Source organism: Solirubrum puertoriconensis, assembly GCF_001483135.1.
Classification (GTDB): Bacteria; Bacteroidota; Bacteroidia; order Cytophagales; family Hymenobacteraceae; genus Solirubrum; species Solirubrum puertoriconensis.
In genome coordinates this window covers 161,332-181,904 of the sequence record NZ_LNAL01000003.1, presented here as the reverse complement: position 1 = coordinate 181,904, position 20,573 = coordinate 161,332, and the positions used below count along the sequence as shown (strand labels likewise).

General features: G+C 53.0%; 24 protein-coding genes and 1 other RNA gene. 16 read left to right on the top strand and 9 right to left on the bottom strand.

The genetic code is table 11. The features are described from left to right. Nucleotides 1-18: 18 nt before the first annotated feature. Entirely contained in the window at nucleotides 19-513 is a 495-nt protein-coding gene (locus ASU33_RS21390) for a hypothetical protein (RefSeq protein WP_160328107.1), read from the bottom strand. 429 nt (nucleotides 514-942) lie between these two features. On the opposite strand from ASU33_RS21390, the gene ASU33_RS01180 reads away from it, so the two are divergent. The 4 genes from ASU33_RS01180 (at nucleotide 943) to ASU33_RS01165 (ending at nucleotide 3,705) form a co-directional block, all read left to right on the top strand. Continuing rightward, the gene (locus ASU33_RS01180; RefSeq protein ID WP_059067326.1) at nucleotides 943-1,341 is read left to right on the top strand and encodes a hypothetical protein; all 399 of its coding nucleotides are present in this window, start codon (nucleotides 943-945) and stop codon (nucleotides 1,339-1,341) included. A gap of 260 nt (nucleotides 1,342-1,601) precedes the next feature. Then, the gene (locus ASU33_RS21705) at nucleotides 1,602-1,943 is read left to right on the top strand and encodes a hypothetical protein (RefSeq protein WP_059067324.1); all 342 of its coding nucleotides are present in this window, start codon (nucleotides 1,602-1,604) and stop codon (nucleotides 1,941-1,943) included. Next, a complete protein-coding gene (locus ASU33_RS01170; RefSeq protein WP_059067322.1) occupies nucleotides 1,940-2,995 on the top strand; it encodes a sensor histidine kinase in 1,056 nt (351 codons plus the stop codon). Before ASU33_RS21705 ends, ASU33_RS01170 begins: the two co-directional genes overlap by 4 nt. A 26-nt stretch (nucleotides 2,996-3,021) precedes the next feature. Further along, a complete protein-coding gene (locus ASU33_RS01165; RefSeq protein WP_059067320.1) occupies nucleotides 3,022-3,705 on the top strand; it encodes a LytR/AlgR family response regulator transcription factor in 684 nt (227 codons plus the stop codon). A 25-nt stretch (nucleotides 3,706-3,730) separates the two neighbouring features. On the opposite strand, the gene ASU33_RS01160 is transcribed toward ASU33_RS01165, so the two are convergent. Then, entirely contained in the window at nucleotides 3,731-3,994 is a 264-nt protein-coding gene (locus ASU33_RS01160) for a hypothetical protein (protein ID WP_059067318.1), read from the bottom strand. Nucleotides 3,995-4,706: 712 nt separating this feature from the next. On the opposite strand from ASU33_RS01160, the gene ASU33_RS01155 reads away from it, so the two are divergent. Continuing rightward, entirely contained in the window at nucleotides 4,707-5,948 is a 1,242-nt protein-coding gene (locus ASU33_RS01155) for a tyrosine-type recombinase/integrase (protein ID WP_059067316.1), read from the top strand. 63 nt (nucleotides 5,949-6,011) lie between these two features. On the opposite strand, the gene ASU33_RS21115 is transcribed toward ASU33_RS01155, so the two are convergent. After that, complete coding sequence (locus ASU33_RS21115) at nucleotides 6,012-6,410, bottom strand: hypothetical protein (protein ID WP_149866980.1); 399 nt, start codon at nucleotides 6,408-6,410, stop codon at nucleotides 6,012-6,014. 269 nt (nucleotides 6,411-6,679) lie between these two features. Here ASU33_RS21115 and ASU33_RS01150 point away from each other — a divergent pair, with 269 nt between their 5' ends. Then, the gene (locus ASU33_RS01150) at nucleotides 6,680-8,071 is read left to right on the top strand and encodes a hypothetical protein (RefSeq protein ID WP_059067314.1); all 1,392 of its coding nucleotides are present in this window, start codon (nucleotides 6,680-6,682) and stop codon (nucleotides 8,069-8,071) included. A gap of 25 nt (nucleotides 8,072-8,096) precedes the next feature. On the opposite strand, the gene ASU33_RS01145 is transcribed toward ASU33_RS01150, so the two are convergent. Beyond that, nucleotides 8,097-8,315 (bottom strand): helix-turn-helix domain-containing protein, encoded by a 219-nt coding sequence (locus ASU33_RS01145; RefSeq protein WP_059067312.1) that lies wholly within the window; start codon nucleotides 8,313-8,315, stop codon nucleotides 8,097-8,099. A gap of 225 nt (nucleotides 8,316-8,540) precedes the next feature. Here ASU33_RS01145 and ASU33_RS01140 point away from each other — a divergent pair, with 225 nt between their 5' ends. The 10 genes from ASU33_RS01140 (at nucleotide 8,541) to ASU33_RS01095 (ending at nucleotide 17,583) form a co-directional block, all read left to right on the top strand. Next, nucleotides 8,541-9,296 carry a DUF3800 domain-containing protein gene (locus ASU33_RS01140; RefSeq protein WP_059067310.1) on the top strand — a complete coding sequence of 252 codons (756 nt, stop codon included), beginning with the start codon at nucleotides 8,541-8,543 and terminating at the stop codon, nucleotides 9,294-9,296. A gap of 613 nt (nucleotides 9,297-9,909) precedes the next feature. Continuing rightward, entirely contained in the window at nucleotides 9,910-10,227 is a 318-nt protein-coding gene (locus ASU33_RS01135; protein WP_149866979.1) for a hypothetical protein, read from the top strand. 12 nt (nucleotides 10,228-10,239) lie between these two features. Continuing rightward, nucleotides 10,240-10,581, top strand: coding sequence for a hypothetical protein (locus tag ASU33_RS01130; protein ID WP_059067306.1), 342 nt, complete (start codon nucleotides 10,240-10,242; stop codon nucleotides 10,579-10,581). Nucleotides 10,582-10,735: 154 nt separating this feature from the next. Beyond that, the gene (locus ASU33_RS21865; RefSeq protein ID WP_059067304.1) at nucleotides 10,736-11,068 is read left to right on the top strand and encodes a helix-turn-helix domain-containing protein; all 333 of its coding nucleotides are present in this window, start codon (nucleotides 10,736-10,738) and stop codon (nucleotides 11,066-11,068) included. 22 nt (nucleotides 11,069-11,090) lie between these two features. After that, nucleotides 11,091-11,408 (top strand): hypothetical protein, encoded by a 318-nt coding sequence (locus tag ASU33_RS01120; RefSeq protein WP_059067302.1) that lies wholly within the window; start codon nucleotides 11,091-11,093, stop codon nucleotides 11,406-11,408. A gap of 53 nt (nucleotides 11,409-11,461) precedes the next feature. Beyond that, nucleotides 11,462-12,955, top strand: a complete 1,494-nt coding sequence (locus tag ASU33_RS01115) for a DNA primase family protein (RefSeq protein ID WP_059067300.1) — start codon at nucleotides 11,462-11,464, stop codon at nucleotides 12,953-12,955. Between the two features lie 46 nt (nucleotides 12,956-13,001). After that, nucleotides 13,002-14,084, top strand: coding sequence for a DUF6371 domain-containing protein (locus ASU33_RS01110; protein ID WP_059067297.1), 1,083 nt, complete (start codon nucleotides 13,002-13,004; stop codon nucleotides 14,082-14,084). 82 nt (nucleotides 14,085-14,166) lie between these two features. Further along, nucleotides 14,167-14,847 (top strand): hypothetical protein, encoded by a 681-nt coding sequence (locus tag ASU33_RS01105; RefSeq protein ID WP_059067295.1) that lies wholly within the window; start codon nucleotides 14,167-14,169, stop codon nucleotides 14,845-14,847. Nucleotides 14,848-14,931: 84 nt separating this feature from the next. Further along, a complete protein-coding gene (locus tag ASU33_RS01100; protein ID WP_059067293.1) occupies nucleotides 14,932-16,878 on the top strand; it encodes an SGNH/GDSL hydrolase family protein in 1,947 nt (648 codons plus the stop codon). Between the two features lie 186 nt (nucleotides 16,879-17,064). After that, the gene (locus tag ASU33_RS01095) at nucleotides 17,065-17,583 is read left to right on the top strand and encodes a hypothetical protein (RefSeq protein ID WP_059067291.1); all 519 of its coding nucleotides are present in this window, start codon (nucleotides 17,065-17,067) and stop codon (nucleotides 17,581-17,583) included. A gap of 44 nt (nucleotides 17,584-17,627) precedes the next feature. On the opposite strand, the gene ASU33_RS01090 is transcribed toward ASU33_RS01095, so the two are convergent. From ASU33_RS01090 to ASU33_RS01075, 5 genes are all read right to left on the bottom strand, one after another. After that, on the bottom strand, nucleotides 17,628-18,248 hold the full coding sequence (locus ASU33_RS01090; RefSeq protein ID WP_059067289.1) for a hypothetical protein: 621 nt from the start codon (nucleotides 18,246-18,248) through the stop codon (nucleotides 17,628-17,630). 58 nt (nucleotides 18,249-18,306) lie between these two features. Continuing rightward, entirely contained in the window at nucleotides 18,307-18,663 is a 357-nt protein-coding gene (locus tag ASU33_RS01085; protein ID WP_149866978.1) for a hypothetical protein, read from the bottom strand. Between the two features lie 10 nt (nucleotides 18,664-18,673). Next, nucleotides 18,674-19,066, bottom strand: coding sequence for a hypothetical protein (locus ASU33_RS01080; RefSeq protein WP_059067285.1), 393 nt, complete (start codon nucleotides 19,064-19,066; stop codon nucleotides 18,674-18,676). A gap of 267 nt (nucleotides 19,067-19,333) precedes the next feature. Beyond that, nucleotides 19,334-19,705, bottom strand: a transfer-messenger RNA (tmRNA) gene (gene ssrA / locus ASU33_RS20905). 156 nt (nucleotides 19,706-19,861) lie between these two features. Then, nucleotides 19,862-20,389: a hypothetical protein gene (locus tag ASU33_RS01075; protein ID WP_149866977.1), complete on the bottom strand. Its 528-nt coding sequence runs from the start codon at nucleotides 20,387-20,389 to the stop codon at nucleotides 19,862-19,864. Between the last annotated feature and the right edge of the window lie 184 nt (nucleotides 20,390-20,573).

The following is a 20,573-nucleotide window of genomic DNA, read 5'->3' as shown; positions in this document are numbered from 1 at the left end:
AACTGCGCTGGGGTGGTGCTACATGCGCGAACCCGAGGTGCTCGAAGACGAGCGGCTACGGGTGCTCTTCGATTTGGTGCGGTTGCTTTTTTGGGTGCTGTTTTCGCGGCCTTGGCCACGCACCGTACCGTTGGTAGTCGAGCCTTGGCCCATCGAGCCCGAAGTGGTGCCGCTGGTGCTACCGCTCGTAGTGCCCGAAGTAGTACCCGTAGAGCCGCTGGTGCTCATGGTCGTCGAGCCGCTGGTAGTGCCTGAAGTAGTGCCGTAAGTAGTACCCGAGGTGGTACCCGAAGTAGTGCCGGTAGTACCGCTGGTGGTACCCGAGGTGGTGGTGCCCATAGTAGATGAGCCCGAGGTGCTACCGCTGGTGCTCATGGTAGTTGAGCCGCTGGTAGTACCCGAAGTAGTGCCGCTGGTGGTGGTGCCACCCGAAGTGGTACCGCCTGCGGTTGTTTGCGCTTGCGTTGCAAAGCCTGCGGCGAGCATAGCTGCCAGTACGATTACCTTTTTCATAACGAGGTGCTTTGGTTGAGGATGGATATGTTTTTACCCGTGCGGTTGTTCCCTGCCGGAATGCGCGCTTACGCAGGTTTGCTACTGCAAGGTTATTGTCGAGCGCACTCACCGCCCGCATTTCCGTGCTTCTGCGGAAGCCTGGCTACGTACTTCTCCCCGCTGCAACCGACCTCGGCCGATGGTAAGTAGTTGTGCATCCTTTTATCTGGGGCGGTTTGGCCTAAACCTGATCAGCCGATTTCTCATTACCCAGCACAAGCCTTGGCGCCGCTAAGAAAAGTATCACAGCTGGCAAGTAAAGTACCACGTTCGCATAAATAACCGGCGTGGGCAAACAAGCAGAAGTAGGTTCAGCCATCTGATCAGCCACACAGGCGCAGCACAGCGCGCCAGCTTCTCCTACCCATCAGCTACACCTCAGCAACCATGAAAAATTTCCGCTACTACCTCGCGTTTGCTTTGCTGCTTATTCTTGCTCTCTCGGTGCGGGTACACGCCGGGCAACCCGGCGGCACAACCACTTCGGGGCAATATGCCCGGGCTTGCAACGTAGCCCGGTACCTAGGTAATAGCATGCAGCTCCATCCTCACCAAATGCACCAGGTCTACCGCTTGGCTCTGCAGCAGTTTGCCAAGCAGGATTCGCTGGCGCAGGTAGTATTTGGCTCGCCGGCGCAGTATGCCGCGGTCACTGCCAACGCCGATGCGCAGTTTGTGCAGGCAGTACAACGTTTGGCTTCGCCAGCTCAAAATGCCCGCTACCTCCTTGGGCGGCAGCGCGTGACTACTACTTCATCCACGCTGGTGTCGGTGTTGCATAAGTAACCTTAGTAATCTTGCCGCAGCTACAACGCCCCGCCTGTAAACAGGCGGGGCGTTGTAGTTTACGCCTGTGCTCTAGGTGGCATTGCCCCTAAGCCCACGGCAGCCTCGGCAAGTCGGCGCCTTGGGCTGCTGTTCATCCCATTTTCTGGGCTGTTCGTCACTTTTTATTTCAGGCCTTGCCTAGGCAGGCTAACCTTGCTCACCAGTACGGCAGCGCTACCGCAGCCACCAGCTTCTAACTCTGGCAAACACCTACTGCAATGAGCACCTTCGCACAACCTCGCTTAGTAGCCGAGCGGCTTTGGCGCTGGCCGGCCGTGGTACTGGCTGTTTTGGCGCTGGTCTGGCTGGCCTTGGCCTACGCGCTGCGCACCCGATTGCCTCAGCCCACACCTACTGCTCAGCCGCCGGCTCATATGCCCGTGCACACGCTGCAGTTTCGGCAGCACAAGCCCTCCGCCAATTCGCTGCTGCCGGCCCAATGGGTGACCGAGTTGCAGCACCACGGTTGCCCGCACTGCACCATTGCCTGCCTCTGCCATTCGGTTTCTTCGTTATTTACGTACCGGCCGGCTTCAAACCTGGCCATCTTACTTCTGTGAAGCACCTCAGCCTATCGTGGTTTTCGGTTCTCGAAACCATGTCTTCCGAAACTCGCAGCATTCTGCGCGATGCAACTGTTGGCTTGATTTTGTGGGCCTTGGGCTCGGCCTTTATCCTGGTTGCCGGTAACGACGGGGCACTGGTTTTCTACTGGAGCCTGCTAGCCGTAAGTGGCACTTTGTTGCACGCGTTTGCTTGCCATACACTACTCCCTAGCGCCCTAGGTCGTAAGCATCCTTTCTGGAGTTACTTACTCCGGATGGCGCTTACGTTGGTGCTCACGGCATTGCCCGTAGGTTTTCTGGTGGCTGTGTTGCGCGGCGGCGATGCCGAAGAGGCAGCGGGCTACGTCCTGTTTCACTCGGCATTCCACGTGATGTTTACCATGCCGCTTTCGTGGTTTGTGTACCAGCGCCGCACGCGAGGGCAGCGGGCCCTTGAGGGGCTAAAGCAAGAGCTAGGACAATCAAACGCCACTCTTGATTTGCTGCGGGCTCAGATCAATCCGCATTTCTTGTTCAATGCGCTCAATACGCTTTACGGCACCGCGCTGCAGGAGCAAGGCGAGCGGACTGCGCAGGGCATACAGATGCTGGGCGACATGATGCGGTTTATGCTGCACGAAAATCACCAGTCGCGCATACTGCTGGCGCGCGAAATCGAATACCTGCGCAACTACATCGAGCTGCAATCGTTGCGCATTGCCACCTCGCCCAACATCACTCTCGAAACCAACATCGAGGAGGTGCCCGAAGCCACCTGGATTGCGCCCATGCTGCTTATTCCGTTTGTGGAAAACGCCTTTAAACACGGCATCAGCCTACAACGACGCTCCTGGATAAAAACCACCCTGCACTACGCGCAAGGCAAGCTGTATTTCGATGTGTACAACAGCACGCACCCCAGGCCCGAGCAAGAACCGCTGGCCGAGTCGGGCCTAGGTCTCAGCAACGTGCAGCAGCGCCTTGCTTTGCTCTACCCCAAACGCCACGAGTTGATAATCCGCGAAACCAGCAGCGAATTTTTCGTGCACCTTACGTTACAGCTTTAGCCGCGCCCCATTCTAGGTTACAGAGTATGCTTGCCATTGCCATCGACGACGAACCCATTGCCCTCGAGGTAATTCGCTCCCTTGCCGCCAAGGTGCCGTTTGTGGAGTTGAAAGCGTGCTTCACCAATGCCTTCGAGGGCCTGGAGTACCTGCAGCACGAGCCCGTCGATTTGTTGTTTCTCGACATCAACATGCCCGATATATCGGGTTTGGAGCTGGTGAGCAGCTTGGCGAAGAAGCCCATGGTAATTTTTACTACAGCCTATGCCGAGCACGCCGTAACGGGTTTTGAGCTCGATGCTTTGGATTACCTGCTCAAGCCGTTTTCCTTGCCGCGCTTCGTAAAAGCCTGCAACAAAGCCCACGAGCAACTGCAGCTGCGGGGCCAAGCCGCTCCGGCCGCGGCGGCACCCAAGGATTACCTGTTTGTAAAGACTGGTTACGAACAAGTGAAAGTGCGCTACGAGGACATTTTGTACCTCGAGGCGGCGGGAAACTACGTTACGTTTGTGCTGGAGGGTAAAAATGTACTTACCCGCATGACCATCAACGAACTGGTGGAGCTTTTACCCCCCGACCGCTTCGTGCGCGTGCACCGCTCGTTTATCGTTGCCAAAGACAAAATCGACCGCATCGAGCGGCACCAAGTCAGCATTAATGGCAAGCCTGTGCCCTTAGGGGCTTCGTACCTGCCGCTGCTGCGGGGGTAGCGCAGGCAGCAGGGTTGGCAAAGGCTTAGCTGAGAAGCAGCGCTGCGTAGAGGCAAGCGCGTGCCCGGCCCCATAAGTCGGAGCGGGTTTCCATTTCGCTCAGGATCAAATCGTGGCAGCTGTGCAGCAAATGGGCTTGCTGCTCCTGCCCCAACACAGGCGTACCCTCCTGAACTTGTACCCACTGGGCCAACAAACAAGCCGCCTCGATGGTACGGCCCTCGTGCATTGCTTCTTGCACGAGGGCCGCCGCCTGCAGCCCAGCCATGGCAGAGTTAAAGGCGTTCATCTTGTGGTTTGGTTATGGAAAAGAAGCGGGTTGGGTTTCAAATGTGGGGATTTGCCCTCCCTGTATCAAGGAAAATGTTGCTGGCTGCGTGACAACCAAAAACCTCGCTTTTTACTCCGCTATTCTTTCAGTAAGCCTTAACGAATGCTTCAAAAGAGCCCAAGCCACCACCAAGCTTCTATCACATCCAACGCATTGTGACATTGTCGGAGCTACCAACCTCGCAATGCTGCACATATTTCTGCATCCGCCCGCAACCAAACCGCACCAAAATGCAAAGACCCGGAGCACAAGGCACGCCGGGTCTTTATAGCAAGGGAATTTGCTCCTTATACTGTCGAGCTTGGGCTAAGGTTTTAAACCTTTGTTTGAGTTGTGCGCATTTGCCACCAATTCAGATCTAACCTCTTGTTAGAAAAGGTTCTGAAAAGATAATTTCTTTGAGCTGATTCGAAAGAACGTAAAAACAGAAAACCCTCCCCACGGTGGCGTAAGGAGGGTTTATTGTGGAGCTGCAGGGACTTACACCTCATCATTGAAACAGTAGTTAATCTCACTCAAACATGCCTCAATGCAGACTGTTGAAGCATATTCTGTGTGTCAGTTGTGAAGATAGAGGAGTTTGGGTGCTAATAAATGAGCGTTTTTGTACCCCCAGCCGTACCCCAGGGTACAACTTTCACTAGCTTTAGCCTGGCACAACTCCTACCCCATGGCTTCTGTCTCCTTTCACCTGAAGCGGCCTGACGCTACCATCCCCACGGCCATCATTGCCTTAGTCAGTTGCAGCGGGCAACGCACCAAAGTTTACACCGGCCTCAGCATCCTGCCCAAGCAGTGGATCAAAGCCGAGCAGAGGGCTCAGGAACGAGGTTATCAGCAGAACGGCGCACTGAATGATGCGCTGGACTTGCTGGCGAAGCAATTACTTGCCTATTGTGACGAACAGCGCGCCTTGGGCTTACTACCCAGCCCGGAAGTACTGCGCGAACTAGCCGCCCCCCAAGCTCCAGCGCCCAACCCGAAAGCGCAGCGCAAGACGTTTGCCGAGTACTATACTGAATGGGTGCAGCTGACCTTGGCCCGAGGTAAGGTGGGCACGGCTCGAGCCGGCAATACGACGCTGCGCCACCTTCAAGACTTTGAAAAAGCTACGGGGTACGCCGTCGACTTTGATACCATCACACCGGCCTTTGCCGATGCCTATACCGCCTACCTCATGGGCCCGGCTGATCTTACCGACAACACCATAGCCAAGCACTTTGACCGGCTGCGGCGCTTTATGCGCTTTGCTGTTGATCGGGGGTACACCGAGGCACGCGGCTGGGAGAAGATGAAGTGGAAGCGACAGGAGCCGGATATTATGACGCTGACCGCTGAAGAGGTAGCCCGACTCGAGGCGCTGGAGCTGACCGAAGGGTCTTACTTGGAGAATGCCCGCGCACTGTTCCTGCTCAGCTGCTATACTGGACTGCGCTACTCGGACCTAGTAAGCATCCGTGCTGAGCACTTACGGGGCAATACGCTGCGCATCACTACGCAAAAGACTAGGGAGATTATCAGCATACCGCTACAGGCCCGGGCGCTGATCATTGTTACTCGCTACTTAGCCGGTGGGGTACGGCTGATTACGAATCAGAAGCTAAACGACTACCTCAAAGAATTGGGGCAGCTGGCGGGCATTACTGATCCTATTGAAATCATCAAGTACAAAGCGGGCAATCGCTCCAGTCAGACAGTAGCCAAGTGGGAGAAGCTGGGCTGCCACACCGGCCGCCGTACGTTTGTTACACTGAGCCTGGAGCGGGGCTTACGGCCTGAGCTGGTAATGAAGATTACCGGGCACCGTACTTGGCGGGCCTTCCAGCGCTACGTCAACATCACGGAGCAAGCAGTAGAACGGGAGTTTGCTAAGGTGTACGACATGCCCCAGTTGCTGAAAGTGGCGAAGTAAAATAGATGATATTGAAAAGCCCTAACCAGTTGGTCAGGGCTTTGTGATGACGGGAGCCTGCCGCTATAACGATACTTTGGCAGTGACAACAGCGTCGTTAAAATCACGGTCGCCGGCTATGTCGTCGTATCCTAACACAATAGTAGTTGAAAGAGCTTCACACAACGCTTCCACTATGTATGGCTGGGATTCTACAAAGGGGAACCCTCCTTCAGGCGCCTGCTTGCTGAGTCCTTGGATTTCATACGTTTCAATTCTATCTGTTGTATTGTTCGTGAATGATGCCCTATATGAGCTTGGAACGGTGCTATTCCAATTACAAACTTGATTAGCACCATTCTGAGTTACGAGAACTACATTCTCGCATTCACCATTGAAATTTGCTTCAAGGTCAAGCCTCTGCCCTGGGGCTAGTTTGATGAGGGAAGCTACAGTAGGCATAGAAGTAATGATTTGGTTCATGAGTAAGTTGATCCTTCACTCAGCATCGCACATCAGTGCTATCACTGAATTGTGCACGACCGTAGCGGTAGCTGCCTCAAGCCTCAAGACTGTACTCGCATAGCGAGACCTGATTAAACTAACTAGGTTCCCGAGTTGCTGACAGTGGCAAAGCAGCGCGACAGAAAAAAAGATCTTTTTAGCCGTGCATTGGCTACACTTGCTGCATCGTAGATTGCGGGGCCATAGATATAGTACAAAGCTATATCAGTTACTCCATTACCTAATTTATGACCACGCCGCAAAAAGCGAACGTTGATAAACTTCTTACTCAACTTGAACAAATTGACCTAACGGACAAAGCCAAACAAGTTTATACCAGCAAGGACATACGCCACACCATGGTTGGTGGTGATATAACAGTTGTCGAGTTTATAGGAATAACCAATAGATCTATTAAACAATTAAGAGTAGAACTGGATAAAGGCAACTGGCAGATCATGCCTTATCAATACAATGATCTGGAAATAGGACAGTATTCACTTAATCAAATCCTTCAGCATCTAGTCTCGCATTTAGATGGGGGCTATTCATTTGATAATATACAATCCCAAGTATTGTGGCTAGCACGATATCAAATGCAATTAGGATTTTGGGATAAATCTAAACACAAAGTTCATTCGATTGACGAATTGAAAATTGCTCAAGCCAATATTTTGAATGCGGCAACAGCGAAAGAACTAGAATCAGCGATTAATAAAGCAAATACATTATACAAGGAGCTAGAAAAAGCTAAGACCGACTTGGAAAGCCTTATAAATGATAAAAAACAAGAATTTGGCACAATATTGAAAAACCAAATACAATCAGACACGCTTCTTAACGAAATAAGAACTCATAATACGGAGGCCAGCACGAACAATGCCGCATCCGCTGCTTTCGCTGAGCAACAAAAGCAGATGCTGGCAGAATCTAAAGCTGCTCACAACGCCGATAGAAAAGCTTTCGAAGCTATTAGAGATGATTTCAATACATTGAAATCTGAGTCTGAGCACTGGATTACTCAGTTACAGAGTACTTCAACATCGTTTGATAATACTCTGACCAATGCCCAAAGCAAAGAGGCATCTATACTCGGAAGCCAATCAAGAATCGAGGAACTACTTGGCTACGCTGCTGACGGAGCTTTGGGGCACACCTTTGATCAACGCAGCAAGGCGTTATTTAAACCAACTATGATTTGGGCTGCAGCTGCAGTAGTTATTACAGGGCTTGCTCTGTGTTGGGTCATCTATATATTCAACAGCTACAAAGACCCTTCTGGATTCAACTGGTCGCTTACTTTATTAAATATCACCCGTACTGCCCCTGCCTTTATTCTTATGTACTTTACTATAGCACAGTATACAAAAGAGCGTAACCTTCAGGAAGAATATGCATTCAAATCAGCTGTAGCAAGAACTGTCACCGCATACTCAGCAATGATTCATGATGCAGATCATAAGACTTCAATGCTAATTAATACAATTCAAGGAATATATTCACCTCCATCTATTGGAAAGCAGGCAAACATAACTCCCGTGAGCAGTCAACATTTAGTTGATGCGACAAAGAGCGTAGCTGAAACAGCTACTGCCCTAAAAACTACAGCTACTGAATTGATTAGTGCTGTGAAAAAATAGTTGTATTTGAAGGGTCAATATTTTATTAGATATCCCCCATCCACTCCCTCACTGCCCGCTCACTTACTATATACCTCCCGCCCACCTGCTGACTGCGGATTATCCCAGCGCGTACTAGCTCGTAAGCCTTCGTTTTCCCGCACTTGATACGCTTGCCTAGCTCTGCCACAGTATATACTTGGCCTAGCGCCTCCTGCTCAGCTTTCACTTTGGCGTAGTGCTTGGCGGCTTCGATGATGAGCATCTGCTCGAGTGGGCCTGATAAGCTGAGTACTGCTTTTATGTCCACGATGAGGCTAGAAAAAAAGATGTTTTCAGGTGTGCATTAGCTACACATGCTACACAACTCTTAAATGAGAAACGCCCCACTGGCTTAGCGGCCGGCGGGGCGTTTCTTACTCTATAGCTGCTTTCGCTTTGGTATACACAACTTCCATGTTAACGTTGTACTCATTTAGCAAAGGCAAGAATGTACATAATGTATGTGGATGAGAGCGGTGATCCTGGTCCTTATAATGGACAGAATTCGCCTCATTTTATCCTAAGCGGTCTTATAATTTCCATTGAAGACTGGAATGAGTGTGTCCAGCGATTGGTAAAGTTTCGCGAAATGATCCAGAAAGCATATGGATTAAACAAGCGCGAAGAAATTCACAGCTCGGAAATGATTCGCCCTCACAAAGTAGAGGCTTACAAACGCATTCATAAGTCGGATAGGGTAAACATAATTCGTCTTTTCGTTGCCGAAATGTGCAACATGTTTCCCAATGGAAGACTAATTAATATCTGTCTAGACAAGGAACATATTAGCCAGTCCAAGTATAGCTCGGGCATGCAAGAGCTAGCTTGGAAGCGCTTAATTCAACGCTATGACACCTTCTTAAAGAAGAACAAAAGCAAAGGCATCATCGTTTCTGACGATTCAAGTGAGCCCACATTGCGGAGGCTGTTGCGAGGAATGCGCGTCTACAACCCCGTAGAATCTCGATTTGGAGGCTATCACAATCCTGTAATAACTAATGTAATTGAGGACATATTCTATAGATCATCAACACACTCCTTCTTTATTCAAGCAGTTGATGTAATAGCCTTCTGTTTATATCGAAAAGAGTACCCTAAAGGCAGCCTTAAAAAGTTTGGTTTTCACCTTCTCTTCGACACCCTTGATAGTATGTGTGTGAAAGAGGCTTCGGGACGCGATGCCCAAGGCATAGTTAGGGTATAAAAAAAATGCCCCGGTTAAAAACCGGGGGCTTTGTCGTGGCCCGGCAAAAGTCACAGGACTTAGGCAGGTCACGTTGCAAGTATAACGATATTTACCAATATCAAGTTTCCTAAATCTTAATCTGCTTTTACCGAGGCAGTTAATCCAGCATGAAAAAAGCCTCAGTATAGCAACTGAGGCTTTTTTCATGCTTCTATTTAAGCTATGCCAAGCCGGCGGGCTTCATCTAGAGCCAAGGTGCGCAACAGAGTAGCAGCACGCATACCCTTAGCCTTAGCTACCTTCTCGATAGTGGCTTTCTCTTCTGCTGTAACCTCAACCCCTATTTGGGGCTTACGCGACTTCTGCTGCTTATCATTATCCATACTGCAAATATACAACACTAGTGTATGTAGCAAAATATTTTTGTGATACACATATAAAACACTTGTGTTTCACAAGAAGTATACTACCTTTGTCGTGTTCTCAGTGACAAACGAAAGAGGCCACCTGCGCTAACAAGTGGCCTCCGGGTATCAGAAACAGGAGCGCTAACTCCTATTCCTTCACTTTCAACCATAAAGGTATGCAAGCTATTGCTACCGCCGCAACTGCGTTAACAGTTGCCGCCTCTATGCCCCGCTACAAAGGTCCGCTGGGCAACTTCTTAAAAGAGCAGCATCGCCTCAAAGATGAAAAGGCCCGCGCCGTAATGGCCGCGGCTACGCTGCGCTCGATGCGCACCAACGTCCTGGCCTTAGTAGAAGACTCGCCGGTCTTCTCTCCTGTCGAACGCCAGCGCACTGCCGAAAGCATTGAGCAATGCCAGTGCATAGCCCAGCTGCAGCGCTGGTTCCGCAACGTGTACCGCCTACGCAATGAGCGCGAAGAATCGCTTCAGCTGGCGTACGCCGAAGGTACCTGCACTTTCATTTCTGCCCTTAACCGCTAATCTGCTCTACCGATGAACTACGCACAGAAAGAACTACACGAGGCCGTTGCTTACCTGAACGCAGCCCGGGCAGAGCAAGCATCTTTAAAAGAAATACAGCGCGCCTTCATTCTCGATGAGCCGGTAGAAGTAACGTTCCGCTCGACACGCGGCACTGTTACGGCGTTGTGCCCAGGAAAGCCCAGCGCCAAGCTTCTCGAGAAGCTGTTGGAGCGGGTAGAAACACGCGTGGAGGAACTGGAGAAACAGGAAGTGTACTGGTGTAGCGAAGTGGCGATGCTCGACAAAGAAGAGAAGTTGCGGGTACACCTGATGCAAATAGATCGGGATACTGGACCTTCAACAGCAGGCTAATACCGCCTCGCAAGTCTCTGCAAGAACTTTTTTTCGCTAATAAAACCCTGTCTATTAGCTGTAAACTCAGTTTGAGGTGGCGGTGTGTGCTAAAAAGTGCACAACTATTAGCAACAGGTGAACGGTGCGCCCTTTTAGGGGTATACTCCCACTAATGGGGGCCAAAGGCACCATGCACACCACAATTATTACGGCTGGTATAACCCTAGCTGAACTAATGGAGCAGGTTCGGGCGGTAGTCCGCTACGAGCTGCAGCAAGCGGGTACGAGCGCACCTGCTCCCACGGCAGAAACAGAAGAGCTACTGACAGTTAATCAAGCGGCTGCTTTGCTTGATGTAAGCGCAAGGTGCGTGCACTCCTGGAAACGGAAGGGGCTACTGCCGTACCATAAAATCGGTGGCCGCTCATTTATAAAACGGCTGGAGCTTCTTAACAGCCTGCAGAGCCAGCAACGCAGCCAGAAAGGAGGGCGCCGTCGTGGCTAATCCTGATCGTTCGCGCTGGGGTGTGACTGCAGCAGGCCAACTCCAGCTCTTTACCGGTGCCGCTGCCCAGTACGCCGGTAAACCGTTCCCGCCTGCCAAATGGGCTAGCCTGGAGTCCGGGCAGTGGCTGCTCGTGCGCCTAAACGGCTACGGTGGCGTGTACTACTTCCAACTTCTGGAGAATAAGCTGAGCCACCCGGGCGCCCCGTGCCTGTGCCTTGCTCAGCCCGATGGCCAAACGGCCGCCATTCTGCGCCGGCGCGAAATCCGCAGCCTGGCACCGATGCTTTCCCCGCTCGAAATCAAAGAGCTGGCCTACGCGATTAGCGACCGCCGGTAACGCTTTTTCTCCACCATTACCCCGGCGCTTCGGCGCGGGGAACAGCTGGCACTATGTCCGAAATCCAAACACCGGCGACGGCTACGCCAACCGCCCTAAGCATCCTCAATTTACAGCAGCAAATTAAGGAGCAGGCTAGCCACGCCGCCGCCGCTTCTGCCTTGCTGGTACACGACGAAGTACTGAACGCGCTGCTCGAGCAGATCAAGCCGGTTGACTTTCGCGAGTTGGCAGGCCTAAGCGATGAAGAGGAAAAGCTGAAGCAATCCGACTACGTTATCTGCGTAGTAGAAGAAGTGCTGCGCTTGGCTGACGTAAACCGTTGGGGCCTTGCGAAGAACGAAAACAGCCCCTTTGTTTATATCTATAACGGGGCGTACTGGAAAACCATTAGCGAAAAGAAGCTAAGCGCGTTCCTGGGCATGGCAGCCGAGCGCATGGGCGTAGATAAGCGCAAGGCCCGCTTCGTGGGCTTTAAGGAGCTCCTGCTAAAGCAATTTCTTGACGCGGCCTACCTACCCGCTCCGCAGCCCAGCCCCGACACGGTACGCATTAACCTGAGCAACGGCACGTTTGTAATCAGCCCCAAGGGAAATGAGCTACGGGCTCCTAAGGCCGAAGACTTCCTGCTGTATCAGCTGCCTTTCCCCTACAACCCGGCGGCTAAGGCTCCCAAGTTTCAGGCCTTCTTGGATAAGGTGCAACCGGACGCAGACTGCCAGCAGCTGCTGGCGGAATACATCGGCTATGTGTTCGTATCGAATCGCCGCCTGAAGCTGGAGCGGGCCCTGTTGCTCTACGGCGGTGGCGCCAACGGCAAGAGCGTGTTCTACGAAGTGATAACGGCCCTGCTAGGCCCGGAAAACATCAGCCACTACTCGCTCGAGTCGCTCACCACGCCCCCCGCCTACAGCCGTGCTAACCTGGCTAATAAACTGGTGAACTACGTGTCGGAGATCAGCGGCAACCTGGAAGCGAACTGCTTTAAGCAGATGACTTCGGGCGAAACGATTGAAGCGCGCCTGCCCTACGGCCAACCTTTCGAGCTGCGCGACTACGCCCGCTTAATCTTCAACTGCAACACCCTGCCAGGAAACGCGGAACAGACCGAAGGCTATTTCCGCCGCTTCCTAATTGTGCCGTTTAACGTCACCATTCCGCGCGCCGAGCAGGATACCCAGCTAGCAGCGAAGATCATTGCCACGGAGCTGTCGGGCGTCTTTAACTGGGTACTGGCCGGGCTCGAGCGCCTGCTACAGCGCCAAAACTTCGCGGAGCCCGCCGCCGTGGCGGCCGAGCGCGACAATTACCGCAAGTCTTCGGACAGTGTGCGCATGTTCCTCGATGAGTTGCAGTACGTGCCCGATACCGATTACAAAGTGTCGCTGAAGGACATGCACCGCGAATACCAGCTCTTCTGCAAGGAAGATCTATACAAGCCGGTGGGCAGTCCAAACTTCAAAAAGCGACTTGAGGCAGCGGGCTTTCTGACTACCCGCGCTGCCGGCGGCAACATGGTTTACGCGCGGAAGAAGCTGGCCTTTTAGGCGTGCAGCTAGTGCAGAAAGTGTACGCCTAAAAACATCTTTTTTTATGGCTAAGCCTTACCGCTACCAGCTGCGTCCCTACGGGGGCCCGGCAACGCGCTTGGATTGCCCGAACTGCGGCGGCAAGCGCACCTTAGCGCCCTACATCGATCGGCGCACCAACGAAGCACTACCAGCCGAGTACGGGCGCTGCAACCGCGAAGAGAAGTGCGGCTACCACCGCAGCCCCTACCATATTGAAGCGGACGGCCTGAGCTACAAAGAGCGGGTGCACCAGGAGCACCGCGCGGCTAACCACTTGTCACCAGTTGCCACCCTAACGCGCGGGCGAAACGCCCTCAAGCCAGCGGCACCCGCGGCGAAGCCCAGCACCTTGCCGGCGCACCTGCTCGAGCAGTCCATGGGGCAATACGAGCGCAATCGCTTTGCTCGCTTGCTGCAGTCGCACTTCGGCGCGGGCGTAGCTGCTGAGCTGCTGCTTCGTTTTCAGATCGGCACCTCTGCTTACTGGAACGGGGCCTGCGTGTTCTGGCTGGTAGATGAGCAGCAGCGCGTACGCGGCGGGCAAGTGGTACAGTTTGATGAAGAAGGCCACACGGTCAAAGCAGTAGCCGCCGATGGCAGCGTGCGCCGGCGTACCAGCTGGGTACACACGGCCCTTAGTGCGCACTACCAACGCAAAAGCCAACCCCTGCCCGGGTGGCTGACTGACTACATCGAAGCGGGCAGCAAAAGCCCCTGCCTGTTTGGCTTGCCGCAGCTCACCACCGCCCCGCTCGATATGCCGGTGGCAATAGTGGAGGCTCCTAAAACGGCCGTGCTGTGCACGCCATATTTCCCGGGCTTCACTTGGCTAGCCGTTGGGGCACTGTCTTACCTCAATGATTCACGCCTGACGCCGCTCAGGGGCCGCGGCATCGTCCTGTTCCCGGATGCTTCGGAGAACGGCCGCGCTTACCAGGAATGGAGCGCCGCCGCCGAAAAGCTGCGCAGGCAAGGCTTCAAGATTGAAGTATCCGACCTGCTCGAGAAGGGCGCAACCGAAGAGCAGAAACAGCAAGGCATTGACCTAGCTGACCTGCTGCTCACGCAATGGGAAGGCTTTCCGCCGAGCTGGAATGAGCACTAGCCGCCCTGCTGCAGACCGGGGCCCGCCCAGCTGGCTAGCCTCTCGCCTCAACTGACTTTCACTTTCAAACCCATAATACCTCATGTTGACCCAACAGGAAAACCAACAAGCCCAAACCGCCCAGCGCGCTTTCATCGAACAGTGCGCCACCTACCGCCAACTGCTCGAGGCTAACGAGCTACCCCTTTCAGTATGTGTGCCCACTCTGAAAACGGCCATTCGCAACAAGCTCTTTGCCCAGCTGCTCACGGTTGACGCGGGCCTGAAAATGCGCTTTGAAATGCTGCGCACCGAAGAGGCGCAAGAGAAGCTCGTAGCCGAAACCATTAACCTGGACGGCTACGAGGTAGTCGAGCAGATCGAGAAGCAAGTAGCGGCCATTAAAACGGCCTTCAGCCGCATCATGATCAGTGCCGGATCCGGCTTGATGATGCCCGAACGAGAAATGCCGTTGTCCACTTTCGCTTCTGAATTTGGCTTGAACCTAGCAGCATACCTCGACAAGCACACTTTCAATTGGAAGGGCAACGAGCACGTGCTGGCCTACTTCCAAAAGCTAGGCAAGGAGCTGGAGATGGCGCGTGAAATGATTCATTCCTCCCGGGATAGTAGCGCTTCGATTTACCAAGCGTTTGGCAAGCTGGCCGACTACTTCAAGAGCGAAAGCCACGACGGGCCCATTGTGCCCAATGAGCACATGATCTACAGCAACCTGGAGCGCATCAAGGGCGGCAAGTTCGAGAGCAAGCTAGCCCGCAAGTAATACCCATTGGCTAGAGGCCGCCGCTCCGGAGTCCAAGCCTGCGGCGGCCCCTAACCACCCTTCACCCCAACTCCACCAATCAAGATGATTGAACCCTTAAACATAGTACCGAAACAGGACCTGGTACCGGTCATGGACCCCAGCACGGAGATTTCAGCGGACGACGTCAACCAGATTGTAGACCGCTTGAACCAACTGATTAGCGTAGTGAACAAGCTGCAATCGGGGGGCTCAACCACGGGCCCGGTATACAACACCGTACAGACGGCCACCGCTACTTGCGGCAGCGGCTACACAGGCAGCAAGACGATTACCGTGGGAGCCGGCCAGTACAGCGGCAGCACCCAGGCCGAGGCCAACACAAAGGCTTATAACGCCGCGCTGCAGCAGGCGCAAGGCCAGCTCGTGTGCACGCCCATAGCTACCACACCACCCGCCAATACTACGCCCGCCGCCCCCACGGTTAGCTTCAACACCAGCACCCGCGTACTCTCCGCTACGCACGCGCTCGGCACCACTGAGCTGGAATACCGCGTGAGTGGCGGGGCTGCCCAGCCTTACGCGGCACAGAGCATCGATAACAGCGCACATGCCGCTGGTAAATGGGAGTTCCGCGTAAAGGCCGCCACGGGCCGCAATGCTTCATCCTGGGCGCCTAGCCCGGCTATTAGCGCCGTTGCTGCCCCTACCTTTTCTACCTACAACGTCATTTACGGCGGCAACTCCAACGTAGAGCACCGGGGCGATTCGTACCCAGCGCGTACGGCTGCCTTCCTTTCGGGTGAAGGCGACTACCTGCACTACAACGGCGGCGTGTCGGGCTGGGGCATCGACAACATGCTGGGTGATTTTGCCAACCGCGTCACTAACCGCATGGTGAGCGGGCGCGGCAACATCGTTGTGGGCATGGAAGGCACCAACTCGCTGGGCGACCAGGGCTTCTGGGACAAGGCCACGCAAAGCCTAACGGCCGGCGGCAACGCCTACGTTGACAAGGTGAAGCAATGGGTGCAGCAGTGCTACGCCGCCGGTGCCTGGAAGGTGTTCTGGATTAGCACGCTGCCCAAAACTGTCGTACCCGGTTGGGGCTCGGGTTGGGACCAGGAAGGCCGCTTGCACAAAGCCACCAACCTACGCTTGAAAAACGAGTTGGCGGCGTTGGGCGCAACCTACATCGACCTCGACGGCGGCAAGTCGCTGATTGGTTCGCAAGGCGCAGCAGACTTCGGGGGGGATACTGATTACTCTTCATACCAGCCCATCCTGACCAGCCCCCTTATTGGCGGCTCCTACGATGTCACGGGCTACTTGGCCGACAACAACCCATACTACGGCGAAACCGGCGGCAACCGCCACATGCTCGTGCATCTGAAAGACAAAGGATTCGACGTGCTGGGCCGCATCGTAGCCGACTACATCCTGAACTTGACTAAAGGCGTGGCCCTGCCTGACCGCAGCACTTACGGCGCGGCAGCTCCGCCTACATCTTCCATCCAGGCCATTGACTGGAAAAACGTGGCCGGCATTGCCACTTACGACGCAGCCAACAAGCGCGTAGGCATCAATGGCAACGCCTCCTACGCCGGCGGGGCAACCACGACGAAAGGCATTGGCGCCAGCGCTACGGATTACAAAGGCATACCGGGGCTGCGCGGCATTCAGTACGTCACGACTGGGCAAACAGGCTCCATGTTCATCGGCATTAGCGACGCGCCTACTGGGACCAGCTTTACCGACTTGAAAATCGGCCTTGAGTTCGGCGGCTCGGAGTTCAACAAGTGGACGTTTGCGCAGTCGCTCGGCACCATTCGCCCCTTCACCTCTACGCCGGGTGCTACCTGGGACTTTGCGCTGTGGGTATACACCGACCGCGTGGAAGCTTACTTCGGAACGGAGACAGCGCCAATGGCTACGTGGAACATTGCCGTCAACTTCCCCTGCTGGCTGGACGTGGCCATGAGCATTACCAGCAATTACGTGCAAAACCCGCGCATCGAGGCTGCCAACGTCGTGGACGTGCCCACCTTCTAAGGCCATGCGGAGCGGGCCTTACACAGGCTCACTCCCTGTTTCTTTTTCTCTCGCAACTCAAGCTCATAAGCCGCACCCGTGAAAAGCATTACCATCATCAGCAACGGTAGGCCGCTAGCCACGCGGCCACTAATCAAGGCACGCAGACCAACCAAGCAGCTGCATTCTTAACCAACGCATCAACATATGAGCAACGAAAATACCTTACCCCAACCCGCCGAAGATCGGCCACTAGCAGCTTGGCGCAAGCCCTTCCTAGAAGCGCTAAGCCAGTCGCCTAACATCAGTCGTGCGGCCCGCGTAGCGGGAATCAGCCGTGAATGGGCCCGGCAATGCCGCAAAGCAGATCCCGAATTTGCCGCTGAATGGGAAGAAGCTTTGGAAGAAGGAGTCGACAGCCTGGAAGAAGCTTGCTGGGCCCGGGCCAAGGGCGAAAACATCAGCTACCAGTTCACCAAAGACGGCAAGTCTATTCCTCACCCGGTAACGGGAGAGCCCTACTGCGAGCCGGTTTTCAGCGACACGCTAGCCGTTACGCTGCTGAAGGCGCACCGCCCCGAGAAGTACAAGGACCGCTCAGCGGTTGATGTAAACGCTACCATCAAAGCGCAGCCACAATACGACCTCAGTATACTTACTGATGAAGAGCTTGAATGGCTGGAGCGGATACAGACTAAGCTTGAGGCTCATACAAACAAAGCGTAGCAAAAGGCTCTGGCGAAAAGCTGGAGCCTTATTTATTGCTAACCTTACCGGATAGTTGTGATAAGATTACCGTTCCTTGAAAAAGCATTAAATCTATACTTATGCGGAACCTTACTTGTGGTGTATCCTAGCTCTCTGTTCCAAGGCGTATCAGGAATGTAGTTCTCAGTATAAGTATTAATATTTCCGTTTTTGAATTTGCTGTACCCAGCTAACATCACATCATACACCTTATCAACGCTAAGAGGATTGTACTTGATCCTGTGTTTTTGAAAAGAACTTACCAATCTCATCTTAAACAATCCTTCGCTTTCAAGAACAACAGCGCAAAACTTGTTGTATTTAGCTATGTAAGCAGCCTGAAACAAATCATGATTATACCTATCCACATCAAAGCAATTACTTTTGCTTGTATAGTCTTCTAGTGCATAAATGAAAGCCCTATTGTAGTACATATCATCAAGATTATTGGTATCTATGTCTTTGTTATTACGATCCGTCACATACTTTAATTCATTTATTGAATTGATAAAGTCTTGAGGAATATCTCGGCCATTACAGCTCACAAATGAGCCAATCATATTGTTATTGTGAAAATTGCTTACGGCTACATGAGCCGGGATTAACACCAATAAGATAAAGCCTATTGCCACTGTTTTTTTCATTAGTGAAGCAGTGTCTTTATTATTTATACTTCTTAATTCAAAAATGCGCAAATCCGGTTCATACCCGCACTACTAGCACTTCGACAGGATTGCCCAGCGCTGCCACTGCAGTAGCCCAAGACTCCTGCACCGAGCCCACGCCGCGCATTGGTTTCTCTATGCGTTGATAGTTGGTGTAGCCCGCACTATTGTGGAAGCCCGCATTATTAACATGCTGCCCTACCCACTTGATTAACTGGTACGGCTTGGCCCGCTGCGGCGCATCACAGAACAGCACTTCGCCTCCATTGGCTTTCACTTCCCGCCTGGCTTTCCACGCTTGCTCCAGGGGATGAGGAGCTACCAAGTAAAGTTTTGACGAGCGCCCCCGGTAGTAGTGGTGACTAAGCAAGATGTAAGCACGGGTGCTAGGCATAGGTGTTTGGTCACCTAGCTAGGATGCCTTCATCATAGGATGGATTCGTTTTACGGTATGCGGTTATCTTCTCTCCTTCTTTTGTAATGAAATACTGAAATATTTTACTCTCTGTAAGCAGGTATGTTCTGGAAAAGTCCTTTACAGCCCACTGTACAGCCGATGGCAATTCTGTAAGCACTGCCGCAGCGGCACCCGGGATTTCTGCTTGAATCTGTCTTGAGCTTTCATAGCACTTCTTCATTGCTTCCAAATCCTCGTTGTATTCACTCGTTAGATACTCGCGATCAAACAATGAATCCCTCCAATTCTTCCAGCAGCCCTCATTTTCTTCAAAAGCATCGATAAGTCTTACTAAGTGGACTATTGCTTGATTCATGAGAATAGTTGCGGGTGCTTCCATTTTAGAGAGCAGTGCTGTTTGATTCGTGCAGCAAGTGTAGTTAATGCACGCCTAAAAACATCTTTTTTTCTGGCTGTTCAGCGGCAATAGAAAAGCCCCACTCCTATCGACTAGGCAGCGGGGCTTTAAGCGTCTAAGCGGATGCTAGCACAACTCAGCTCAGGGCGCCACCAAAGATAGAGATTAGGCCGGGTTTATACCAGGTGTACCCCTAGCTGTACCCCCAGAAACAGAAAACCCTCCCCACGGTGGCGTAAGGAGGGTTTATTGTGGAGCTGCAGGGAGTCGAACCCTGGTCCAGACAAGGAGACCGTCGAGCTTTCTACGTGTGTATCCGAGCTTAATTTGTTCGAGGTAACCTAGGCGCCCGTCAGGCCTGTGAGTTACCCTTATCTGCTAGAGGTTCACCTAGGCGTCGCAGCGCCACCTAGGCAATCCTTATTCTTTCGACACCCCGTGCTCATCCGTGATAAGGCAGACGGATGCGGGATGATGGCTATTGCTTAGTACCTAGACTAGGCAGCCATGGCGTAGCTATACTCGCCAGTTGTTGTTCGGATGATTTGTTGGCGAGAGATTCACCCAACTCTCGACACGCTTACTCGCGACCTGCACGAGCTGTCAATTCCGGTCAGCCCCAATTGTGTAAGAACGACCCGCCGTGGTAAGCGGGGTTGCGAAGGTACGCAAGCAGATGAATAACGGACGAAACAGGGCAAAAAGTTTCCGGGCGAGCCGGTTCTGTACAAGCACAGAACCGGCTCGCCCGGATGGCCATACCCAATGTTAATCAGGCTAACTCATGGCAGGCGTGTTGCCGCGGGTACGCAGCAACGAAGCCGGCTGGGCGTGCCACAGATTAGCCCCATAGGCACGGTAAGCCATGTAAACAGCCATTGGGGCTTCAATCAGCAACGTCAGTTTGCGCATCCAGTCGCTTTGCAGCAACAGATTTACCAACTCGCTTTGGCTCACTACTGCAGCCAACGGCACACGGGCCAAGATGAACGCTGCCCAAACTACTATGTGGCAGGCTAGTACTACCCACAACGGCCCTCTGGGTACCGAAACCGGCAGGTATCGGAACAAGGCCAGCACCAAAGCAGTAAGGACCACCGAAGGCACGGTGAGCAAGAGCACGGCTTGCTGCGAGCTAGCCATATTCCAAGCTGCAAAATCGGTTAGGCTTAGGTACGAACCCATGTCGGCCCAACTGCGGTACTCCTGCCACTCAGTGGTTGCGGCTGCCGCCAAGCAATACAAAGCAAGCAGCACATAAACTGGCAAAAGCCACCGCGAGAATGAAGTAGAAGCTGTTCTCATAGAAGATGTTTTGGGTGAGATGTGGTGAACTGTTGAATGCATTCAACTAGAGTAACTTCAACAGTATATGAACATAGTTACATTATTCGACAAACACAAGTATTTGTTTCAATATTCATAAACTCGTCAGTAAAATTCATCCTTCACTACCTACTCTTCCGCTGCGTTAGCACCACACTAGTAT

Coding starts and splice junctions, on each gene's coding strand:
- ASU33_RS21390 (WP_160328107.1), bottom strand. CDS start 513: ATGAAAAAGGTAATCGTACTGGCAGCTATGCTCGCCGCAGGCTTTGCA.
- ASU33_RS01085 (WP_149866978.1), bottom strand. CDS start 18,663: ATGCCTAGCACCCGTGCTTACATCTTGCTTAGTCACCACTACTACCGG.
- ASU33_RS01165 (WP_059067320.1), top strand. CDS start 3,022: ATGCTTGCCATTGCCATCGACGACGAACCCATTGCCCTCGAGGTAATT.
- ASU33_RS01100 (WP_059067293.1), top strand. CDS start 14,932: ATGATTGAACCCTTAAACATAGTACCGAAACAGGACCTGGTACCGGTC.
- ASU33_RS01095 (WP_059067291.1), top strand. CDS start 17,065: ATGAGCAACGAAAATACCTTACCCCAACCCGCCGAAGATCGGCCACTA.
- ASU33_RS21705 (WP_059067324.1), top strand. CDS start 1,602: ATGAGCACCTTCGCACAACCTCGCTTAGTAGCCGAGCGGCTTTGGCGC.
- ASU33_RS01080 (WP_059067285.1), bottom strand. CDS start 19,066: ATGGAAGCACCCGCAACTATTCTCATGAATCAAGCAATAGTCCACTTA.
- ASU33_RS01110 (WP_059067297.1), top strand. CDS start 13,002: ATGGCTAAGCCTTACCGCTACCAGCTGCGTCCCTACGGGGGCCCGGCA.
- ASU33_RS01145 (WP_059067312.1), bottom strand. CDS start 8,315: ATGCTCATCATCGAAGCCGCCAAGCACTACGCCAAAGTGAAAGCTGAG.
- ASU33_RS01075 (WP_149866977.1), bottom strand. CDS start 20,389: ATGAGAACAGCTTCTACTTCATTCTCGCGGTGGCTTTTGCCAGTTTAT.
- ASU33_RS01155 (WP_059067316.1), top strand. CDS start 4,707: ATGGCTTCTGTCTCCTTTCACCTGAAGCGGCCTGACGCTACCATCCCC.
- ASU33_RS01105 (WP_059067295.1), top strand. CDS start 14,167: ATGTTGACCCAACAGGAAAACCAACAAGCCCAAACCGCCCAGCGCGCT.
- ASU33_RS01180 (WP_059067326.1), top strand. CDS start 943: ATGAAAAATTTCCGCTACTACCTCGCGTTTGCTTTGCTGCTTATTCTT.
- ASU33_RS01150 (WP_059067314.1), top strand. CDS start 6,680: ATGACCACGCCGCAAAAAGCGAACGTTGATAAACTTCTTACTCAACTT.
- ASU33_RS01135 (WP_149866979.1), top strand. CDS start 9,910: ATGCCCCGCTACAAAGGTCCGCTGGGCAACTTCTTAAAAGAGCAGCAT.
- ASU33_RS01130 (WP_059067306.1), top strand. CDS start 10,240: ATGAACTACGCACAGAAAGAACTACACGAGGCCGTTGCTTACCTGAAC.
- ASU33_RS01115 (WP_059067300.1), top strand. CDS start 11,462: ATGTCCGAAATCCAAACACCGGCGACGGCTACGCCAACCGCCCTAAGC.
- ASU33_RS01140 (WP_059067310.1), top strand. CDS start 8,541: ATGTACATAATGTATGTGGATGAGAGCGGTGATCCTGGTCCTTATAAT.
- ASU33_RS01160 (WP_059067318.1), bottom strand. CDS start 3,994: ATGAACGCCTTTAACTCTGCCATGGCTGGGCTGCAGGCGGCGGCCCTC.
- ASU33_RS01090 (WP_059067289.1), bottom strand. CDS start 18,248: ATGAAAAAAACAGTGGCAATAGGCTTTATCTTATTGGTGTTAATCCCG.
- ASU33_RS21865 (WP_059067304.1), top strand. CDS start 10,736: ATGGGGGCCAAAGGCACCATGCACACCACAATTATTACGGCTGGTATA.
- ASU33_RS21115 (WP_149866980.1), bottom strand. CDS start 6,410: ATGAACCAAATCATTACTTCTATGCCTACTGTAGCTTCCCTCATCAAA.